This window comes from Shewanella sp. NKUCC06_TVS, assembly GCF_019345515.1.
Lineage (GTDB): Bacteria > Pseudomonadota > Gammaproteobacteria > Enterobacterales > Shewanellaceae > Shewanella > Shewanella oncorhynchi.
This window is the reverse complement of the sequence record NZ_JAHKQX010000007.1, coordinates 217,018-232,936: the sequence shown is the minus strand read 5'-3', so window position 1 is coordinate 232,936 and position 15,919 is coordinate 217,018. Positions and strand designations below refer to the sequence as shown.

At 44.5% G+C, this 15,919-nt stretch carries 12 protein-coding genes and 1 riboswitch; of the genes, 6 read left to right on the top strand and 6 right to left on the bottom strand.

What is annotated here, in order from left to right; all coding sequences use genetic code 11:
- Positions 1–104 precede the first annotated feature (104 nt).
- Entirely contained in the window at positions 105–1,508 is a 1,404-nt protein-coding gene (nrfA, locus tag KO531_RS10250; protein ID WP_113939112.1) for an ammonia-forming nitrite reductase cytochrome c552 subunit, read from the bottom strand.
- A 225-nt stretch (positions 1,509–1,733) separates the two neighbouring features.
- On the opposite strand from nrfA, the gene narQ reads away from it, so the two are divergent.
- Together narQ and KO531_RS10240 are read left to right on the top strand one after the other, a co-directional pair.
- Positions 1,734–3,569: a nitrate/nitrite two-component system sensor histidine kinase NarQ gene (narQ, locus tag KO531_RS10245; RefSeq protein ID WP_219251088.1), complete on the top strand. Its 1,836-nt coding sequence runs from the start codon at positions 1,734–1,736 to the stop codon at positions 3,567–3,569.
- Positions 3,562–4,191, top strand: a complete 630-nt coding sequence (locus tag KO531_RS10240) for a response regulator (protein ID WP_105250232.1) — start codon at positions 3,562–3,564, stop codon at positions 4,189–4,191. The genes narQ and KO531_RS10240 overlap by 8 nt, the downstream gene beginning before the upstream one ends.
- Positions 4,192–4,282: 91 nt before the next feature.
- Here the strand turns inward: KO531_RS10240 and KO531_RS10235 are convergent, their stop codons facing one another.
- On the bottom strand, positions 4,283–4,657 hold the full coding sequence (locus tag KO531_RS10235; RefSeq protein WP_105250233.1) for a YacL family protein: 375 nt from the start codon (positions 4,655–4,657) through the stop codon (positions 4,283–4,285).
- Positions 4,658–4,853: 196 nt separating this feature from the next.
- Between KO531_RS10235 and KO531_RS10230 the strand changes: the two genes are divergently transcribed.
- A complete protein-coding gene (locus KO531_RS10230) occupies positions 4,854–5,819 on the top strand; it encodes a zinc transporter ZntB (protein WP_131525184.1) in 966 nt (321 codons plus the stop codon).
- 104 nt (positions 5,820–5,923) lie between these two features.
- Here the strand turns inward: KO531_RS10230 and KO531_RS10225 are convergent, their stop codons facing one another.
- The 3 genes from KO531_RS10225 to KO531_RS10215 form a co-directional block, all read right to left on the bottom strand.
- Positions 5,924–7,057, bottom strand: coding sequence for a succinylglutamate desuccinylase/aspartoacylase family protein (locus KO531_RS10225; RefSeq protein WP_219251087.1), 1,134 nt, complete (start codon positions 7,055–7,057; stop codon positions 5,924–5,926).
- Between the two features lies 1 nt (position 7,058).
- Entirely contained in the window at positions 7,059–8,414 is a 1,356-nt protein-coding gene (gene lysC, locus KO531_RS10220) for a lysine-sensitive aspartokinase 3 (RefSeq protein ID WP_219251086.1), read from the bottom strand.
- Positions 8,415–8,564: 150 nt separating this feature from the next.
- A riboswitch (Lysine riboswitch) is annotated at positions 8,565–8,739 on the bottom strand.
- 100 nt (positions 8,740–8,839) lie between these two features.
- The gene (locus tag KO531_RS10215) at positions 8,840–9,274 is read right to left on the bottom strand and encodes a DUF3293 domain-containing protein (RefSeq protein ID WP_173247481.1); all 435 of its coding nucleotides are present in this window, start codon (positions 9,272–9,274) and stop codon (positions 8,840–8,842) included.
- 588 nt (positions 9,275–9,862) lie between these two features.
- Between KO531_RS10215 and arcA the strand changes: the two genes are divergently transcribed.
- Entirely contained in the window at positions 9,863–10,579 is a 717-nt protein-coding gene (gene arcA / locus KO531_RS10210) for a two-component system response regulator ArcA (protein ID WP_006080127.1), read from the top strand.
- A gap of 89 nt (positions 10,580–10,668) precedes the next feature.
- Here arcA and KO531_RS10205 read toward each other — a convergent pair whose 3' ends face one another.
- A complete protein-coding gene (locus KO531_RS10205) occupies positions 10,669–12,993 on the bottom strand; it encodes a S9 family peptidase (RefSeq protein WP_219251085.1) in 2,325 nt (774 codons plus the stop codon).
- Between the two features lie 266 nt (positions 12,994–13,259).
- Here KO531_RS10205 and KO531_RS10200 point away from each other — a divergent pair, with 266 nt between their 5' ends.
- Together KO531_RS10200 and KO531_RS10195 are read left to right on the top strand one after the other, a co-directional pair.
- Positions 13,260–14,252 carry a class 1 fructose-bisphosphatase gene (locus KO531_RS10200; protein ID WP_219251083.1) on the top strand — a complete coding sequence of 331 codons (993 nt, stop codon included), beginning with the start codon at positions 13,260–13,262 and terminating at the stop codon, positions 14,250–14,252.
- 511 nt (positions 14,253–14,763) lie between these two features.
- Positions 14,764–15,885 carry a hypothetical protein gene (locus KO531_RS10195; protein WP_219251081.1) on the top strand — a complete coding sequence of 374 codons (1,122 nt, stop codon included), beginning with the start codon at positions 14,764–14,766 and terminating at the stop codon, positions 15,883–15,885.
- The last annotated feature ends 34 nt before the right edge of the window (positions 15,886–15,919 follow it).

Genomic DNA, 15,919 nt, shown 5'->3' with positions numbered 1-15,919 from the left:
CTCGATATTTTTTTCCATAAAAAAGCCCCCGCTGAGTCAGCGAGGGCTTTTGTTTACATGAGGAGTTAGCTCATATTGAAAACTCAACCGCGATTGATTAAAACCTACTTATAAGTGGCTTCGCGTTTTTTCGCTTCTTCATCCCACTTAGGTAACATGTCTTTCTTGAATGCTTCTTTCTCTGCATTCATCTTATCCATATCCATACCTAATGCTGCTTGTGCCTTAGCTTTGGTAGAGATATCAGGAATAGCGATTGGATCTGTGATGCCTTTTTTCGCTAATAACTGTGCTAACTTAACTCGGGCATCGGCCGCTTTATTCACTGAAGTACCTAAAACACGTAGGGCTTCTTCAGGAGCATGAGCAGCAACACCATGGGAAGCAATCGCTAAGTCCCAGCGCCATTGAGCATGACGGATATCGGTCAAGATAGGCTTCATTTCAGCTTCAGTTGCACCCAATTCCCACGCTTTAGCAGCTTCGAAGTGCGCTTTCACTAATTGCTCTTCCGCTTTCAGTTTCATTTCTTTAACTTTAGCTTTACGTTCATTAGTGACGCCAACTAAGAATTCTTTCGTTTGGCTATGGCAAGTTGCACAGGTTTCTTCGAAACGGTCAAATGGATTACCCACTTTATGATCGGTAAATTTCTTACCTTCAGGGCTAGTCACTTTTGGCATATGGCAGTCAACACAACTGACATTATTTTTACCATGAATACCCAGTTTCCAAGTTTCATACTCTGGATGTTGCGCTTTTAACATAGGTGTTTTAGACAGCGCATGAGTCCAATCGGAGAACTCGATACCGTCGTAGTAAACTTCCATCTGGTCAACAGTTATGCCCATATCCCAAGGGAATTTGACGAAACCTTTTTTGTCTTCTTTTTTCTCAAAATAGTATTCAACGTGGCACTGACCGCACACCATAGATTGCTTGTCTTTCTTCGAAGCTTTATCAAATGGCGTACCGATAGCATCCATTGCACGGTCTACATAAGGACGAGAGATCCGCAGTTTTGGTGAGCCTTTTTCATGACAATCACCACAGCCAATGGTATTTGTCACTTCAGGGCCACCCTTAGCCCATTTACCTTTGAAGTAACCATCTTCACCTTGCTCTTCAATTAAGCGAGGTACATCAGGGCTCTTACAGCTCCAACATGCCATAGGCAATGGACCATCTTCCGCATTTTTCGGCGCACCAGTACGTAGGGTATTACGCACGTCGGTCACGGCATACATATGGCCGCGAGGAGCGTTGTAATCTTTTGCGAATGCATAGCCAGCCCACAGGATCACCATATTAGGATCCTGCCCAATCGCATCGACAAGTTCTTCACTCTTTGCGGTATCATGCCAGCTATTATATTGATTCTTAAATTTATCTTTATAAACTTCGTTGCGAGGCTCTGTTTTATCACTCGCCATTGCGCCCGCTGCCATGAAGCTGGCGGCAACCAGTGCACTCAGTGCAAAGGACTTACCTGTCATCTTCTTCATCATCTCATCTCCGTGTTGCATTATTGTTGTAAATCACGACATCTCCATGGTCAAACTTAGTGATTTAACCCTGCTAAAAATATACCTCTTAGGGGGTATCTAGGTTGAAGTTTGCGCTAGATCAAAATGTAAAGGTGTTGTTGTTCACATTTCTATACTTTTGTTAATGTATTACATTATTTTCTAATGTAAAAACCACTGCAAAGTGCCATAACAGCGGCCATCAAAATGAACAGCGGATTAATGAAACGAGGTAGTCTCACCTCAAAAATCTTAGGATTAATGTTAGTACTTATTCTGCTCTCTAGTAGTTTATCGACTTTTGCTATCATCAATTTGTCCTACAGCTTAGGCGACGCCAAGGCGATTAATGCCTCAGGGTCGCTGAGGATGCAAAGCTATCGGTTAATGTTTTACGCCAACTCAGGCAGTGATGCTGCGCAGGATAAAATCACCGAATTCGAAAATACGCTCTATTCCGACACATTAAAGCCCTCGGAAAGTTGGTTTAGTCCGCCAGAAATTGCCGCTCAATATCAGCTTGTCATCGATAAATGGCTGGTGATGAAACACTACATAGAACAAGAAAACTCCCGCGATTATGTCGCCTCACTGAAGGACTTTGTTGATACCATAGATTTACTGGTGCTTGAGATGGAGCACTACGCCGCCTTTAAACTCAGGCTCCTTGCAGCCAGCCAAATATTAGGCTTAGGCGTCATGCTCATTATCGCTTTTGTGGCCGTGCGTTTTACAAAGAAGAAAGTGGTGATCCCACTGCAAAAACTGATGGAGTCGGCGAATACCATTTCTAAAGGTAATTTTGAAATTGAAATGCCCGAGACCGAATATATTGAACTTACAGCACTGACCCATGCCCTACAAAAAACGGCTAAGGAACTCGCGACGCTTTATGGCAACCTAGAATCGCAGGTAGCAGAAAAAACCTTAGCGCTGACAAGGGCCAACAACGAGCTGGCATTCTTATATGATAACCTACTGACATTAAACGCGAATAAACTCGATTACAAAGCGCTTAAAGCGGCGCTGAATCAGTTAAAAGGCTATGAATCACTCGACTTCCTAAGGCTCATTATCCAATATCCCGAGCAAGAGCTTGAAGTGATTGAGGCCGATGGTGGCTGGCCAGATATGACTCAAGAGAGCACCCGTTTCCCACTGCAATTTGAGCAGGCTAATTTAGGCTATTTAGAGTTAATTGCCGACCAAACACCCAATATCGCCTTGTTTAACAATTTCGCAATTATGCTGACCCGCTCAATCGTGATCCACAATGCCACAGAGCAAAGACAGCAACTGGCGCTAATGGAGGAACGTGGCGTGATTGCCCGGGAGCTGCACGACTCTTTAGGTCAAGTGCTATCTTTCCTAAAAATCCAAATTAGCTTATTACGCAAAAACTTAGATTGCAGTTGCCGCAGCCCGATCGTTGAGGCGCAGTTAACCGAAATCAACGAAGGTGTAAGCACTGCCTACGTGCAGCTCAGGGAGTTACTATCCACCTTTAGGCTCACAATTAAAGAACCTGATCTAAAAAGTGCTTTAGAAGCTATGCTTGAGCAACTCAGGACAAAGACGAATATAAAGATAACCTTAGACTATAAACTTGCGCCACAATGGCTAGAGGCAAAGCAACACATCCACATACTGCAGATCACGCGAGAAGCGACGTTAAACGCCATCAAACATGCTGAGGCCAGCCTCATTAACATCCATTGCTATAAGGATGACGAGGGTATGGTCAATATTGATGTTTGTGATAACGGCATAGGTATTGGACATTTAAAAGAACGAGATCAACATTTTGGCATAGGTATAATGCATGAACGAGCCAGTAAGCTTTCAGGTAAAGTCGTGTTCAGCGACAATGATTTAAAGAGATTTAAACCTGCTATGGCAACCACGACTGAGCAAGGATGCAATGCACAAGACGACGCACTCAACCCTAATAGCCCATTAAACCTTATGCAGCACAGCAAGGGGTCAAGTGGCACTAGAGTGACGCTTATTTTCCCATCTCAACAGGAGCCTTCAAATGGGTAAACCTTATTCAGTACTAGTGGTCGATGACCATCCCCTCTTGCGCAAAGGCATCTGCCAGCTCATCGCTTCAGATCCTGACTTCAGCCTATTTGGCGAAGCCGGTAGTGGTTTAGACGCATTAACCGCAGTGGTCACCGATGAACCCGACATCATATTGCTCGATCTGAATATGAAAGGCATGACAGGCCTAGATACCCTCAACGCCATGCGCCAAGAAGGTGTTACCTCACGCATAGTAATTCTCACCGTTTCAGATGCAAAACAGGATGTTATCCGTTTACTTCGCGCTGGAGCCGACGGCTATTTGCTCAAAGATACTGAGCCAGATTTGCTGCTCGAAAAACTCAAAAATGCCATGCTTGGCCACAGGGTGATCAGCGATGAAGTAGAGGAATACCTTTACGAACTTAAAGATGCGACCGATGAACAAGAATGGATTTCAAGCCTGACCCCAAGGGAGCTGCAAATTCTACAGCAACTGGCGGAAGGCTTAAGTAATCGCATGATTTCAGAGCATTTACACATTAGTGAAGGCACAGTTAAAGTACACGTGAAAAACCTACTGCGTAAAGCCAATGCTAAATCGAGAACCGAAATGGCGGTGCGCTACCTAAATAATTAAAGATACGAAAATAAGCTTGGTATCACGCAAACAATAAAGGCAATCCCATGATTGCCTTTATGTTTTTATCAAATAGAGATTAAATAAATGATTACAAACCTTTCTCAATAAATTGCTGCCAACTCAATAGCGCCTGCTCAAAATCCTCTAGGCCACAATAAGCTTCTGACTCAGCATCATAGAGTGACATAGCCTCTTCCAATTCATATTCTTGCTCAAAGCCTAAGGTATTGGCAAAGACTCGGGCCTGTTCACGCTCTAACTCTAAGGTAAAATCATTACCAACAAGACGCCATGAACCTCGTTTATCGGCTTGAATTTCTTTTATCACACCCAACACTTGCTGAATTTTAGCTAACTCAGTCCCTAATTCTTCCGTAAACCATTGCCCAAGCACTTCATGATCCATGCTAAAGCTAGCCAAAAAAGTGCCAGTTAAACTGTTACGCCGAAATTCGTATTCCATTTTATTGTCTCTTTGATCTAAGCCTACTAATGCTAATTTTAACCTATCCTTGGCTAAGTTGCTTGCATCCCTCAGCACATCAAATTTATGTCAATTTACGTTTGTCTCATGTCGTTAAGCATAAGTACTGACTTCATTTTCATGACAAAATCAGTTAGTTTGTTTGGATGATTTTGAAAGTTAAATGGAATGCGATATGCACGAAGGGTTTATCTACAGTTTAGTGCTCAGCGGCGCCCAAGCGGGCTCCACCTTGAGCCTAGAACAGATCGAAAAATGGGATCCTCAGGATGGCCTACTCTGGTTACACCTTCGCTATCGCAATAAAAAGGCACGCCACTGGATACTCAATAGCGGTCTGCCTAAGGTCGAAAGTGATGCCCTACTCGCCCAAGACACTCGTCCCCGTGCAGTGATAACAGGTGAAGGCATATTACTCGCGTTACGCGGCGTCAACCTCAACCCCAATTCTGCTCCAGAAGACATGGTGGCCGTGCGTATCTATGCCGATAAACAGCGGATCATATCCACCTGCGATCGCGAGTTACAGTCGGTCAAAGATGTCGCCGAGCTAATCCTTGAGGGCAATGGGCCTACAACTACGGGGGACTTTATCGTCGCAATCTGCGAGCGACTGACCAATCGTAAAGTCGAGTTTATTGATAAATTGGAAGAACAGCTCTCTGATTTAGAAGAGCTAGTCGTCTCAGGCAATGTGAAAGACTTACGTACCGATATCGCCGAACTGCGCCGTCAAACTGTGGCCATTCGCCGCTATTTAGCCCCACAGCGCGAAGCATTCTCGAAAATGATTTCTGAGCAATTTAGCCTATTTAAAGATACTGAGCGACTCAAGCTGAGGGAAACAAACGATAAACTTATCCGCACCATTGAAGATCTCGATGCCCTGCGCGATAGAGCCAATGTGACTCAAGAAGAATTACTCAGTCAGCAATCGGAACAACTCAACAAACGCTTATACTTCTTATCCTTAGTGTCAGCAATCTTCTTACCGCTAGGCTTTTTAACAGGCTTACTTGGGGTCAATATTGGCGGGATACCGGGCGCGGACAACACTTGGGCCTTCGCCACCTTCTGCGGCATATTAATCTCACTCGTCGCCCTGCAAATGGCGCTGTTTTATCGATTTAAGTGGTTATAGCCACCTTAAAACAACAAAGCCAATCGATTAGGATTGGCGTTGTTTTCTCTCAGTCAGATAAGCTATAAGCTAATTGTTATGGGCTAATGCTTACGAGCTAATTTTTATGATTTAGGCTGGAATGTCGGCAACTCAAACACATTGGTCATCACTTTATAAAGTTCAGTCCCTTGGTGCACTGATGCCGAAGCAAAGTGCAAAATCGGCACGCAGTCCTGCGGCAAACTGACCGTTTTTAGCTCATCCGCTGTACCGTATAAATCCATTCGCAGCAAATTCACTAAGGGCTGTCCCGCGGCTAATGGCTCACCCACAGGTGCAAGGTATTCCACTAAGCCAGCACTTGGCGCGTGATATTTTTTATAGTCTTTTAGATAGCAACCAAAGCGCTGCATTTTAGCGGGCGCAACGGTTTCAGCGATCACGCCTCGGTGGCTTAAATATGCCAAAATCCCTTGTGCATCAACCCGTGCATCCTCAAGGCAGACGCGCTCTTGGCTCGCCAATTCCAAGGTTAACGCTGACACTGCAACCCCTAAATCGCGCCCTTGAGATTTTGCAAAATCACTCAATTGCCACCAAGGACAAAACGCAGCCTCATCCATGGCGCCACCAAAGGCATTGGGGATAATGAGCGTATAAGGGATCGACAAAAACTGCGCAGCAGCTAAGTCATATTCAGGACAATACAAGTGCTTACAAGACTTAGGACCTGTGTGCAGATCGAGCACTATATCCGCGCCATGGGCCATAATCTGCAGGTTAACCGCAAGTCTATGACCCGTGGTGATACCCCATTCATGACGCAATTTTTGCTGACAGGCTTCAACCAAAGTACTGCGATAGGCTTGGAGCAGCTCGCTATCACTCAGCTTGGCATGTTCGCCATACCAAGTCGGCAAATCGATTGCATGATTCAAATACTCACGATTCCAGTTCGCGCCTGTAATAGGATCAAATCGGCCAAGGGTAAACTCACCACTTTTTTGGTTGATCCCGAGTGGATTGGCCAATGGCACTAAGGTGATTTCGCCGCGGATGTCACAGTGTTCAAGCTGCTTCATCAACTGATAAATCACCGCATTACCTTGTACTTCAGCACCGTGGACATTGGCCTGAATATACACTTTGGGGCCAGTCGCCTTATCGTCACTCGGTTTGAAATGGTAGATAGGCAAAGTAAGTGCTTGCCCTGCGGCAAGCTCCCCGATTTGCAGAGACGATGTTGTCGGCAACATACTAAACGCCTTCGAACAGATTTTGATGCAGCGATTTAACCACTTGCGCCGCTTCCGATTCTGCCACTAACACACACAGATTATGTGGGCTGGCACCTTGGCAAATCATCCGCACATTGTGTGGTTCTAACACTTCAAATACACGGCGACAAATACCCGGCGTCGTCGCGATGCGGTTACCGATAATCGCCACTAAGGCCAATCTATCTTCAACTCGCACACGACAATGCTGTGATAATTCTTGCAGCAATGCCTCACTCAACAGACCTTGACCACTTGAATCTGAACCTGTTTTATCGAGGGTTAGAGACACATTCACTTCTGAGGTGGTAATCAGATCCACACTGATCTTATGTCGCGCTAATGTCGCAAAGGTTTCCGCTAAAAAGCCCTGCGCATGCAGCATTTGCAAGCTGTGAAGATTTAACAGGGTTTGATCGCGGCGCAAAGCCACAGCACGGAATACGGGCGCATCTTCCACTTGATGACGGATCCAAGTCCCGCCTTTTTCAGGCTCTTTACTTGAACCCACAAACACTTGAATTTGCTGACGAACGGCAGGAAGAATAGTCGCTGGATGCAATACCTTAGCACCAAAGGTCGCCATCTCGGCAGCCTCATTGAAACTGATCTCGGCAATCGGAAAGGCATTGGGCGCCAAACGAGGATCCGTTGTATAAATCCCAGCGACATCGGTCCAAATCTCGACCGCTGAGGCGCGTAACGCTTCAGCTAACAGCGCAGCAGAATAATCACTACCACCACGACCTAACGTTGTTGTTTGTCCCGCTTCATCAGCACCGATAAAGCCTTGTGTCACAATCACTTGTTCCGCTAACAGTGGCTGTAGATAATCACGAGCTAGAGTCGCAATCTGCTCGACCTGAGGTTCAGCGCGGCCAAAGTGACTGTCAGTACGTAACACTCGGCGCACATCGAAGGCACTTGAGTTGACACCTTTCTCACGGATCACCGCCGAAAACAACGCCGAAGAACATTGCTCACCGAGGGACAACAACTCATCCATAGTCGCTTTGCTGCGTTGTGATGCGAGCGCTTCACTCAATACTGACATGCGACTCAATAATTTATCTAATGCGGCGGCCACATCGTTAGGACGACCGAGCTTATCTAAAATCGCATATTGAATTTGGGCAATTTGTTTTAATCGCTGTAATCGGCCATCGTCGTTGATCGATTCTTGGGTCAATTCTACTAGTAGATTTGTCACGCCGCTCGAAGCGCTGACCACGACTAAACGGCAATGAGGATTAGCTAACACTATGTCGGCACAGCGATTCATAGCGTTATAGTCGGCGACTGAGGTGCCACCAAATTTTGCGACAACGAGGGACATTAGCGCACCTCCGTGAAACACGTAGGGCAACAAATAAATGCAGATTGAATAAGATATTGATTAACTAACATGATCACACTCCGAACTGACTTCGTTCGAAGAGCCTGGTGCTCAATGATAACGCACCCCAAAAGAAGGGAAACAGCAATCGTCACCAGAAGCTCTCCACCAATTACAGGTGACAATCGTCAGGATTCAGCCTGAGCGACCGACATAAACATGCAGCAACCATATCTATGCCTCGGCGTTAATCTCCCTCATCAGTCATCGCTGGAGTTTGTGCTCCTCTGACCGACTACCTAGTTAACGCTCCTCTTCTGTTCCTTTCCTAGGAAAGGGACGAAAAAAGTAGCAATAAACCCCTAATGAAGTCAATGCTAATTTCATAACAAATGAACAATTTAAATAAAATCTTTTGAAAACAACTAAATGTTCAAATCGGGTAGCTCGTATACCAGCTGCACATAATCTCTAAATTTGCCTAAACACACTTCATCATGTCCATCCAAGGTGCAAGGCACTAAGCTCACATCCCCTTGTTCGACAACATAAATCGCATATTGATTAAATTTCTTACCCAATTGCAATGCCATCGTTCTATCGATAAACACGGCCCAACTTTTTTCCATGTGGGATAAATCCGGTGCTGCGCCCACTAAAGCACGATAAGGGCTACCGAGTAATTCAATTTCACGGAGAAGTTGGCGATCGAGTAAACGGTTTTGGCTAGGAGAGAGAAGCTTTGAAGCGGGATTATGAGCGGTAATAACAGCAAAGGAAAAATCACAGGATAATGCTTGAGTCAGCAAAAACAACGGCGCTTGGTAACATTGCCACAAATTTTGAGTCGTATTGTCCATTGGTAGTCTAGTCGAAAAATGAACCCAAGCTAGTGTAGCAGAGTGATTGTAAAATCCAAAGAGGCGTGAACTGGCTCACAGGAATAAGAAATACATTAGTTATACTAATCAATAGCTAAAGTAAATATCATGGTAAAAACCCCTGCTCACCTAAAATTTGTTAACATTTCATTTGTTAACAAATGACTAAAACGAGTACAATGTACGTACTGGTGAGTTGAAACAGATTGAGCAAGATGCTTATCGTTCAATACAGTTTGTTACATATATCGCTTAAAGTAACGTGAACTGACCGGGCATCTGTTTAAAATCTGTTCTACATTTGATTTGTCTTTTAAACATTTAAAAAAAACAATAGTTAAGGAACTTATTCTAACTATTGCTTATCGAAGTTGGTACTGATTACGTTTTCTCGTATTACACTTAAACGTGCACTTAATCTACATCCAGATATAGATGTCACCGTAAAGATTTTCCTTTTGAGCACAAAGCAGTTCAAGGAAGTATCAACGCTTTTATGAATATAAGAGCCCGAAGTAAGTTGCTCTTATTGGTTAGTATAAACTGATTAAAATTTAGGTAAATAATATGCAAAATCCGCACATTCTGATCGTTGAAGATGAAGCCGTTACCCGTAACACGCTGAGAAGTATTTTCGAGGCAGAAGGGTATGTGGTAACTGAGGCCAATGATGGCGCAGAAATGCATAAGGCTATGCAGGAAAACAAAATTAACTTGGTCGTTATGGACATTAACTTGCCAGGTAAGAATGGTCTATTGTTGGCACGTGAACTACGTGAAATCAACAACATCGGTCTTATCTTCCTGACAGGTCGTGACAACGAAGTCGACAAAATTCTTGGACTTGAAATTGGCGCGGACGATTATATTACCAAGCCGTTCAACCCACGTGAATTAACGATTCGTGCTCGTAACCTTCTGACTCGTGTCAACAGCGCTGGCGCTGAAGTCGAAGAAAAGAGCTCAGTAGAATACTACCGCTTCAATGATTGGAGCTTAGAGATCAACAGCCGTTCATTAGTGAGCCCACAGGGTGAATCTTACAAACTGCCACGTAGCGAGTTCCGCGCTATGCTGCACTTTGTTGAAAACCCAGGCAAAATTTTGACTCGTGCCGATCTACTGATGAAAATGACTGGCCGTGAACTTAAGCCACACGATCGTACTGTAGACGTGACTATCCGTCGTATCCGTAAGCATTTCGAAAGCTTGCCAGATACGCCAGAAATCATCGCGACTATTCACGGTGAAGGCTATCGTTTTTGCGGTAACTTAGAAGGCTAATCGCCCGCTAAGCGACATCCGCATTAATTGGTTTGATAAAAATCGATTCACAAAAAACCAGATCCTAGGATCTGGTTTTTTTATGCCTGCTATTTGGCGTTTTTCAACTGCCTATCGAGGAAATCTGCCAGTGAGCGATATAAGTGATTACGCACTTTCTCGCCACGCATCGAATGTTTAGATCCAGGATAATCGATCATCTGGAACAGTTTGCCCTCATCCTGCAACGCCTTATAAACCCGAGTGCTGTTTTCAAACAAGACGTTATCATCGGCCATGCCGTGATACATCAACAAACCCGCTTGATAGTTTTTCACATAAGGGAACACACTGCTGGCTTCATAACCTTTTTCATTCCCCTCAGGATGGGCTAAGTAACGCTCAGTATAATGGGTGTCATATAAGCGCCAGTCGGTTACAGGTGCACCCGAAATCGCGGCTTTAAAGTAATCCGGCGCCTTAAATAAACTCATCAAGGCCATGTAACCGCCGTAGCTGTGGCCGTAAATCGCTACATTATCGGCATCGACAAATGGCAGACTTCGTAAATAGTCCACTCCCACTTTTTGATCCTTGACTTCAGCTTCACCCAAATGACGGTAAATCACTTGCTCAAACTTTGTGCCCCTGTGGGCGCTGCCGCGGTTATCCAACTGGAACACCACATAGCCTTGTTGCACCAGATACTGGGTAAAGTAGTCCTGCTCGCTCCAACTGTTGGTCACTAACTGTGCGTGCGGCCCACCGTAAACCCGCACTACGACAGGGTATTTCTTGCTCGCATCGAAGGGAACAGGTTTGAATAAACGGGTTTGTAACACTTGGCCATCTTCGGCTTTCAGTTCACCAAATTCAGGGATTTGCCACAGACCCGCATAGTCATATAAAGGATGGCCTTGCTTGACTTCATTTTGCTCAACCCAAGCCAGTTGTTGGCCCTTGTCACCGTGTAAACTGATCTGCGGTGGCTGAGATAAGCTATTGAAATAATCCAGATACACACTTTGATTGTCGGCAAACACAGGATCGTGCATGCCCGCTTGCTTGCTTACCCGCTCAACCTTGCCACCCGCTAAAGGCATGCGATAAAGTTGTTTCTCGATTGGCGTATCTTTGCGGCCAGTGAAATATACCCAACCTGCGGTTTCATCTATGTATTCCAACGCATCGACAGCCCACTCGCCCTGAGTCAATTGGGTTTTAAGTTTGCCTTTTAAGTCAAAAAGATACAGATGATTAAAGCCGTCACGCTCAGACGCCCAAATAAAGGCAGACTGCTGCTTTAAGAAGTGCAGATCGTTATTGAGGTTCACCCAAGCGTTACTGCGTTCTTTCACTAAGGTTTTTGGCTTAGTCAGTGAATCTAACGCCACCAGTTGCAAATCTAGCTTATGTTGATCGCGACTCTGCCACTGGAACGACAAATATTTGCTATCGGGCAACCAATCGACCCGCGGCAGGTAAATATCTTTGCTCTTGTCTTCGCTATTCTCATCGCTATGATCTTCGCGCAGCTTCACCCAATTGATAGCCTTATCTTTTAACGTGACCACACCGAGGGCGATGTCGACATTGTTTTTGCCGGCATAGGGATAGCGCTGCTCAGTAAGTTTAATACCGTCAGCATAGATTTCGTTACGGGTTACTTGCTCGACACCGGACTCATCAATACGGGTGAAGGCGATAGCCGATTCATCGGGCGCCCACCAATAACCCGTCATGCGATCCATTTCCTCCTGAGCGACAAACTCGGCCATGGCATTTTTAATCGCCCCGCCGCCATCGGTTGTCATAGCTTGGAGTTTTCTGGTTGCCAGATCTAACACATACAAATTTTGGTCCCGCACGAAAGACACAAAATGTCCCTTGGGTGATAGGCGCGCATCTGTGGCAAACCCTTCGCCAATGGGAAGTTGGCTGACACTGTTATCCACTAATGAAAAATAATACAGATTACCAGCAGCCGGAATTAATAGCGCTTGGCTATCATCGGCCCAGAAGTACTCCATAATGCCTTCACCATAAATACGTTGGCGTTCGCGGCGGGCCTTTTCTTCATCGGATAATTCATTGCTTGCCAACTTATCTGCATTGAGCAATAGGCTAGATTTTCCCGTCTTTACATCCATCTGCCAGAGATCATAAAAGTTTTGATTGTCTTTACGGCCCGCAAGATAAGTGACGCGCTGACCATCGGGTGACAGTTTCAAACCACGAGGACTGGTGCCCGCTAATGCGGGCGAGGCATTCATTCGCTCAATCGTCAGTGGCAGTTTGCCGCCTTCCATTGCAAAAGCTGGGGTAATTGAAAACATAGCTGTCGAAATCATGGCCATTTGGCTCGCTATCAGTAGGGGAACGGCGCGCACCTTAAGTGAGCACGCAGGGAACCAAGTTAACCTATTTTTAATCATTATTATTCCTTGGAAACATAATCGCCTAAGATGTCAGCGATTAAAAACAAGCCGACATTGTGCCAGAGGCAAACCCTAAATAGAAATAGCATGCAATATGCCGATACAAATTAGGCCCTTGCGCCAAGCCCAATCCAAATAATCCCAAAAAGCCCTAATATTCGCTAAAAGCATCAGCAACATCGCTGAAATTGTCGACTAACTGAGTTATCATTCGCGGCAAATAACGAAATTGACCTCATTGTTGAACCTCTAAAGGACATAACATGCAGACTCTGGCCCAGCACCTGACCTCACAGGCAGTGAACGACTCCCTCTCCCACCTAATTTTAACCTTAGCCGACACCTCAAAAGCCATTAGCCATGCCGTTCGCCACGGTGCACTTGCGGGCGTGTTAGGCGCGACTGAGCAAGAAAACGTCCAAGGTGAAACCCAGAAAAAACTGGATATCATCACCAACGACATGCTCAAAGATGCCTTAAAAGCTGACGGTACAGTGCGCGGTTTGGCGTCGGAAGAAGAAGATCATGTGGTTGAAGTCAGCCGAAATGGTCAATATCTGGTGTGTTTCGATCCACTTGATGGTTCATCTAATATCGATATTAACTCATTAGTCGGCACCATTTTCTCCGTCCTGCCCGCCCCTGCTGGCGAGCTGACTGAAACTAGTTTTTTACAATCTGGCCGCGCACAATTAGCCGCAGGTTATGTACTTTATGGTCCATCAACCATGCTGGCATTAACCACAGGCCAAGGCGTGCAACTCTTTACTTTGCACCCAGAAACCAATGAGTTTTTACTGACGAATGCCGCCATGAGCATTAGCCCAGACACAGCCGAATTTGCCATTAATATGTCGAACCAGCGTTTTTGGGAAGCGCCAATGCAAACCTATATTGCCGATTTACTGCTCGGTAAAATTGGCCCACGCGAAAAATCATTCAACATGCGCTGGATTGCGGCCATGGTTGGCGATGTACACCGCGTGCTATCTCGTGGCGGTATTTTCACTTACCCAACCGACAATAAAGATCCTAAAAAACCGTACAAACTGCGCTTGATGTACGAAGCCAACCCAATGGCCTTCTTAGTCGAACAAGCTGGCGGTAAGGCTTATACCGGTTATGAAACCATTTTGGATATTCAACCAACACAAATTCACCAACGTGTTGCCGTCATCCTAGGCAGCAGCAACGAAGTCGACGCTTGCCTGAGCTACCACGGTATCGATTACAGCGAAGAGCCAAATATAGAGTAAGCCGAATCGCTTAGATTTTGATTTTTAGGATAAAAGCCACTGACCACAGTGGCTTTTTTGTTGTCGCGTAATGCGACATTTTGGGTTGTGATTGCGAAATCAGGGATCTGTAAAGTTTTAGCGATGGGTTTCACATTTGGAGTTTATGCGGCCTGTCGGACGAGATGAATCAAAGTCGTGGGGGAACGTGAACTTCTGTAACCACTGTGCGAGCTATTAATCCCCAGAGATTTGTGCCTGTACCATCTTTCGAACGATTTACTCCAATGGCTCACAGCAACTTCGCAGAGAAAAGTGAACCAGAAAGAATGATAAAGCTAAAACGATATCAAGTAATTACCTGCCAAACTGTATAAAAACTGCTACCGCAAAAAAGCAAATTCCTATAGCATCATTTATAACAATTTACATGGATGTGGTAGCTGCCAAGTCCAACAAACGATTTATGCTTTGCAAACAGCACAGCGTATAAATACTAAGACGTTATAACACCAATCGAACAGGACTATGTATGAAGGCATTTGGCATTGGCTGCCTACACTTTTCTTTTAAGGGCGGTGTAGAAGAAAAAATTACAGTCCAAGAGTATATTGACGAAGTTAGAGCATCTTTAGAAAGACTTTCTAATGTTAGCGATGTTGAACTCGACTTTGATAAAGATGTAAAAGACGAAAAGATCAGCATCTCAGAAAGTACTCATATGAATGATGGTGACCCTTGCCATCCACATATTCCATTTTTTGAGCTCTCATTTAATCTTTACCTACCTCGAAGAATACAAGCGGAAGTAATTAATGAAGATCAAAACTATATTCATACCGAAACTGAACACTTCAGAATAGTGTTTAAACATGATTGGTATGGACCTTTTACCGTTATAGAGCTTATCGGAGCTGGTGAAAACTCTTCACCTTCTACCGCAATTCAAATAGTTAGGGAATACTTAAAGCGAGAGTTCGACTCAACCGGAAAGGTCCTACAACTTGACTATGTGGGCCCTTCTCCATTTCACGCTGATTTTTTCTTAAGTGAGAACGAGGATACCACTCCAAGCATGTCTTCAAACTTTGAACTAAACCATATAAAATTAATGGGTTATGATAAATTAATATTTTCTTACCTTGGTAGTAAATATGAATCAGAAGACCTTGCTTTCGAAGAGTTAATTTCAGATGTTTCGAGCGAAATCGCTTTCTTCTATCAGCTAAAGGTTATGCTCGCTAAGCAATCTTCTGACTGGGATTCAATACAAAATAGCTTATATAAACTCCTTGAAATCGAAGATGAAAGTCATAAAAAAACGCTTAAAGATAGGTATTCCAAAAAACCACGATTATTAAGCAGACTTTATTTGGATATAGGTTTATTTAAAGGTCAGAAAATATACTATAAAAACATTTACGAACAAGATTACTTCAGTATTTATAAAACTGAGAAGCATAATATTTACTTGAAAGCGTTCGTTGATGAAGTACTAGAGAATTTAACCGTTTATCCTATTAAAGAGACATCAGAAATTGTTAGTCACTTTCAAAATAGAAATTACAAGTCGATGGAGTTGTTTGTAGTGCTATTGGCAGCTATTTCAGGAGGAGCTATTGGTGCAGCAATTACCGTTCTCTTCGGAAGCTAGATCTAACGGGCAAAAGCGGGGACAAAAGCGGGGA

Bases quoted from the DNA above. Each gene is read 5' to 3' on its own strand.
- KO531_RS10235 (WP_105250233.1), bottom strand. From the start codon at position 4,657: ATGGAATACGAATTTCGGCGTAACAGTTTAACTGGCACTTTTTTGGCT.
- lysC (WP_219251086.1), bottom strand. From the start codon at position 8,414: ATGTCCCTCGTTGTCGCAAAATTTGGTGGCACCTCAGTCGCCGACTAT.
- KO531_RS10230 (WP_131525184.1), top strand. From the start codon at position 4,854: ATGCACGAAGGGTTTATCTACAGTTTAGTGCTCAGCGGCGCCCAAGCG.
- KO531_RS10225 (WP_219251087.1), bottom strand. From the start codon at position 7,057: ATGTTGCCGACAACATCGTCTCTGCAAATCGGGGAGCTTGCCGCAGGG.
- KO531_RS10200 (WP_219251083.1), top strand. From the start codon at position 13,260: ATGCAGACTCTGGCCCAGCACCTGACCTCACAGGCAGTGAACGACTCC.
- arcA (WP_006080127.1), top strand. From the start codon at position 9,863: ATGCAAAATCCGCACATTCTGATCGTTGAAGATGAAGCCGTTACCCGT.
- nrfA (WP_113939112.1), bottom strand. From the start codon at position 1,508: ATGATGAAGAAGATGACAGGTAAGTCCTTTGCACTGAGTGCACTGGTT.
- KO531_RS10205 (WP_219251085.1), bottom strand. From the start codon at position 12,993: ATGATTAAAAATAGGTTAACTTGGTTCCCTGCGTGCTCACTTAAGGTG.
- narQ (WP_219251088.1), top strand. From the start codon at position 1,734: ATGAACAGCGGATTAATGAAACGAGGTAGTCTCACCTCAAAAATCTTA.
- KO531_RS10240 (WP_105250232.1), top strand. From the start codon at position 3,562: ATGGGTAAACCTTATTCAGTACTAGTGGTCGATGACCATCCCCTCTTG.
- KO531_RS10215 (WP_173247481.1), bottom strand. From the start codon at position 9,274: ATGGACAATACGACTCAAAATTTGTGGCAATGTTACCAAGCGCCGTTG.
- KO531_RS10195 (WP_219251081.1), top strand. From the start codon at position 14,764: ATGAAGGCATTTGGCATTGGCTGCCTACACTTTTCTTTTAAGGGCGGT.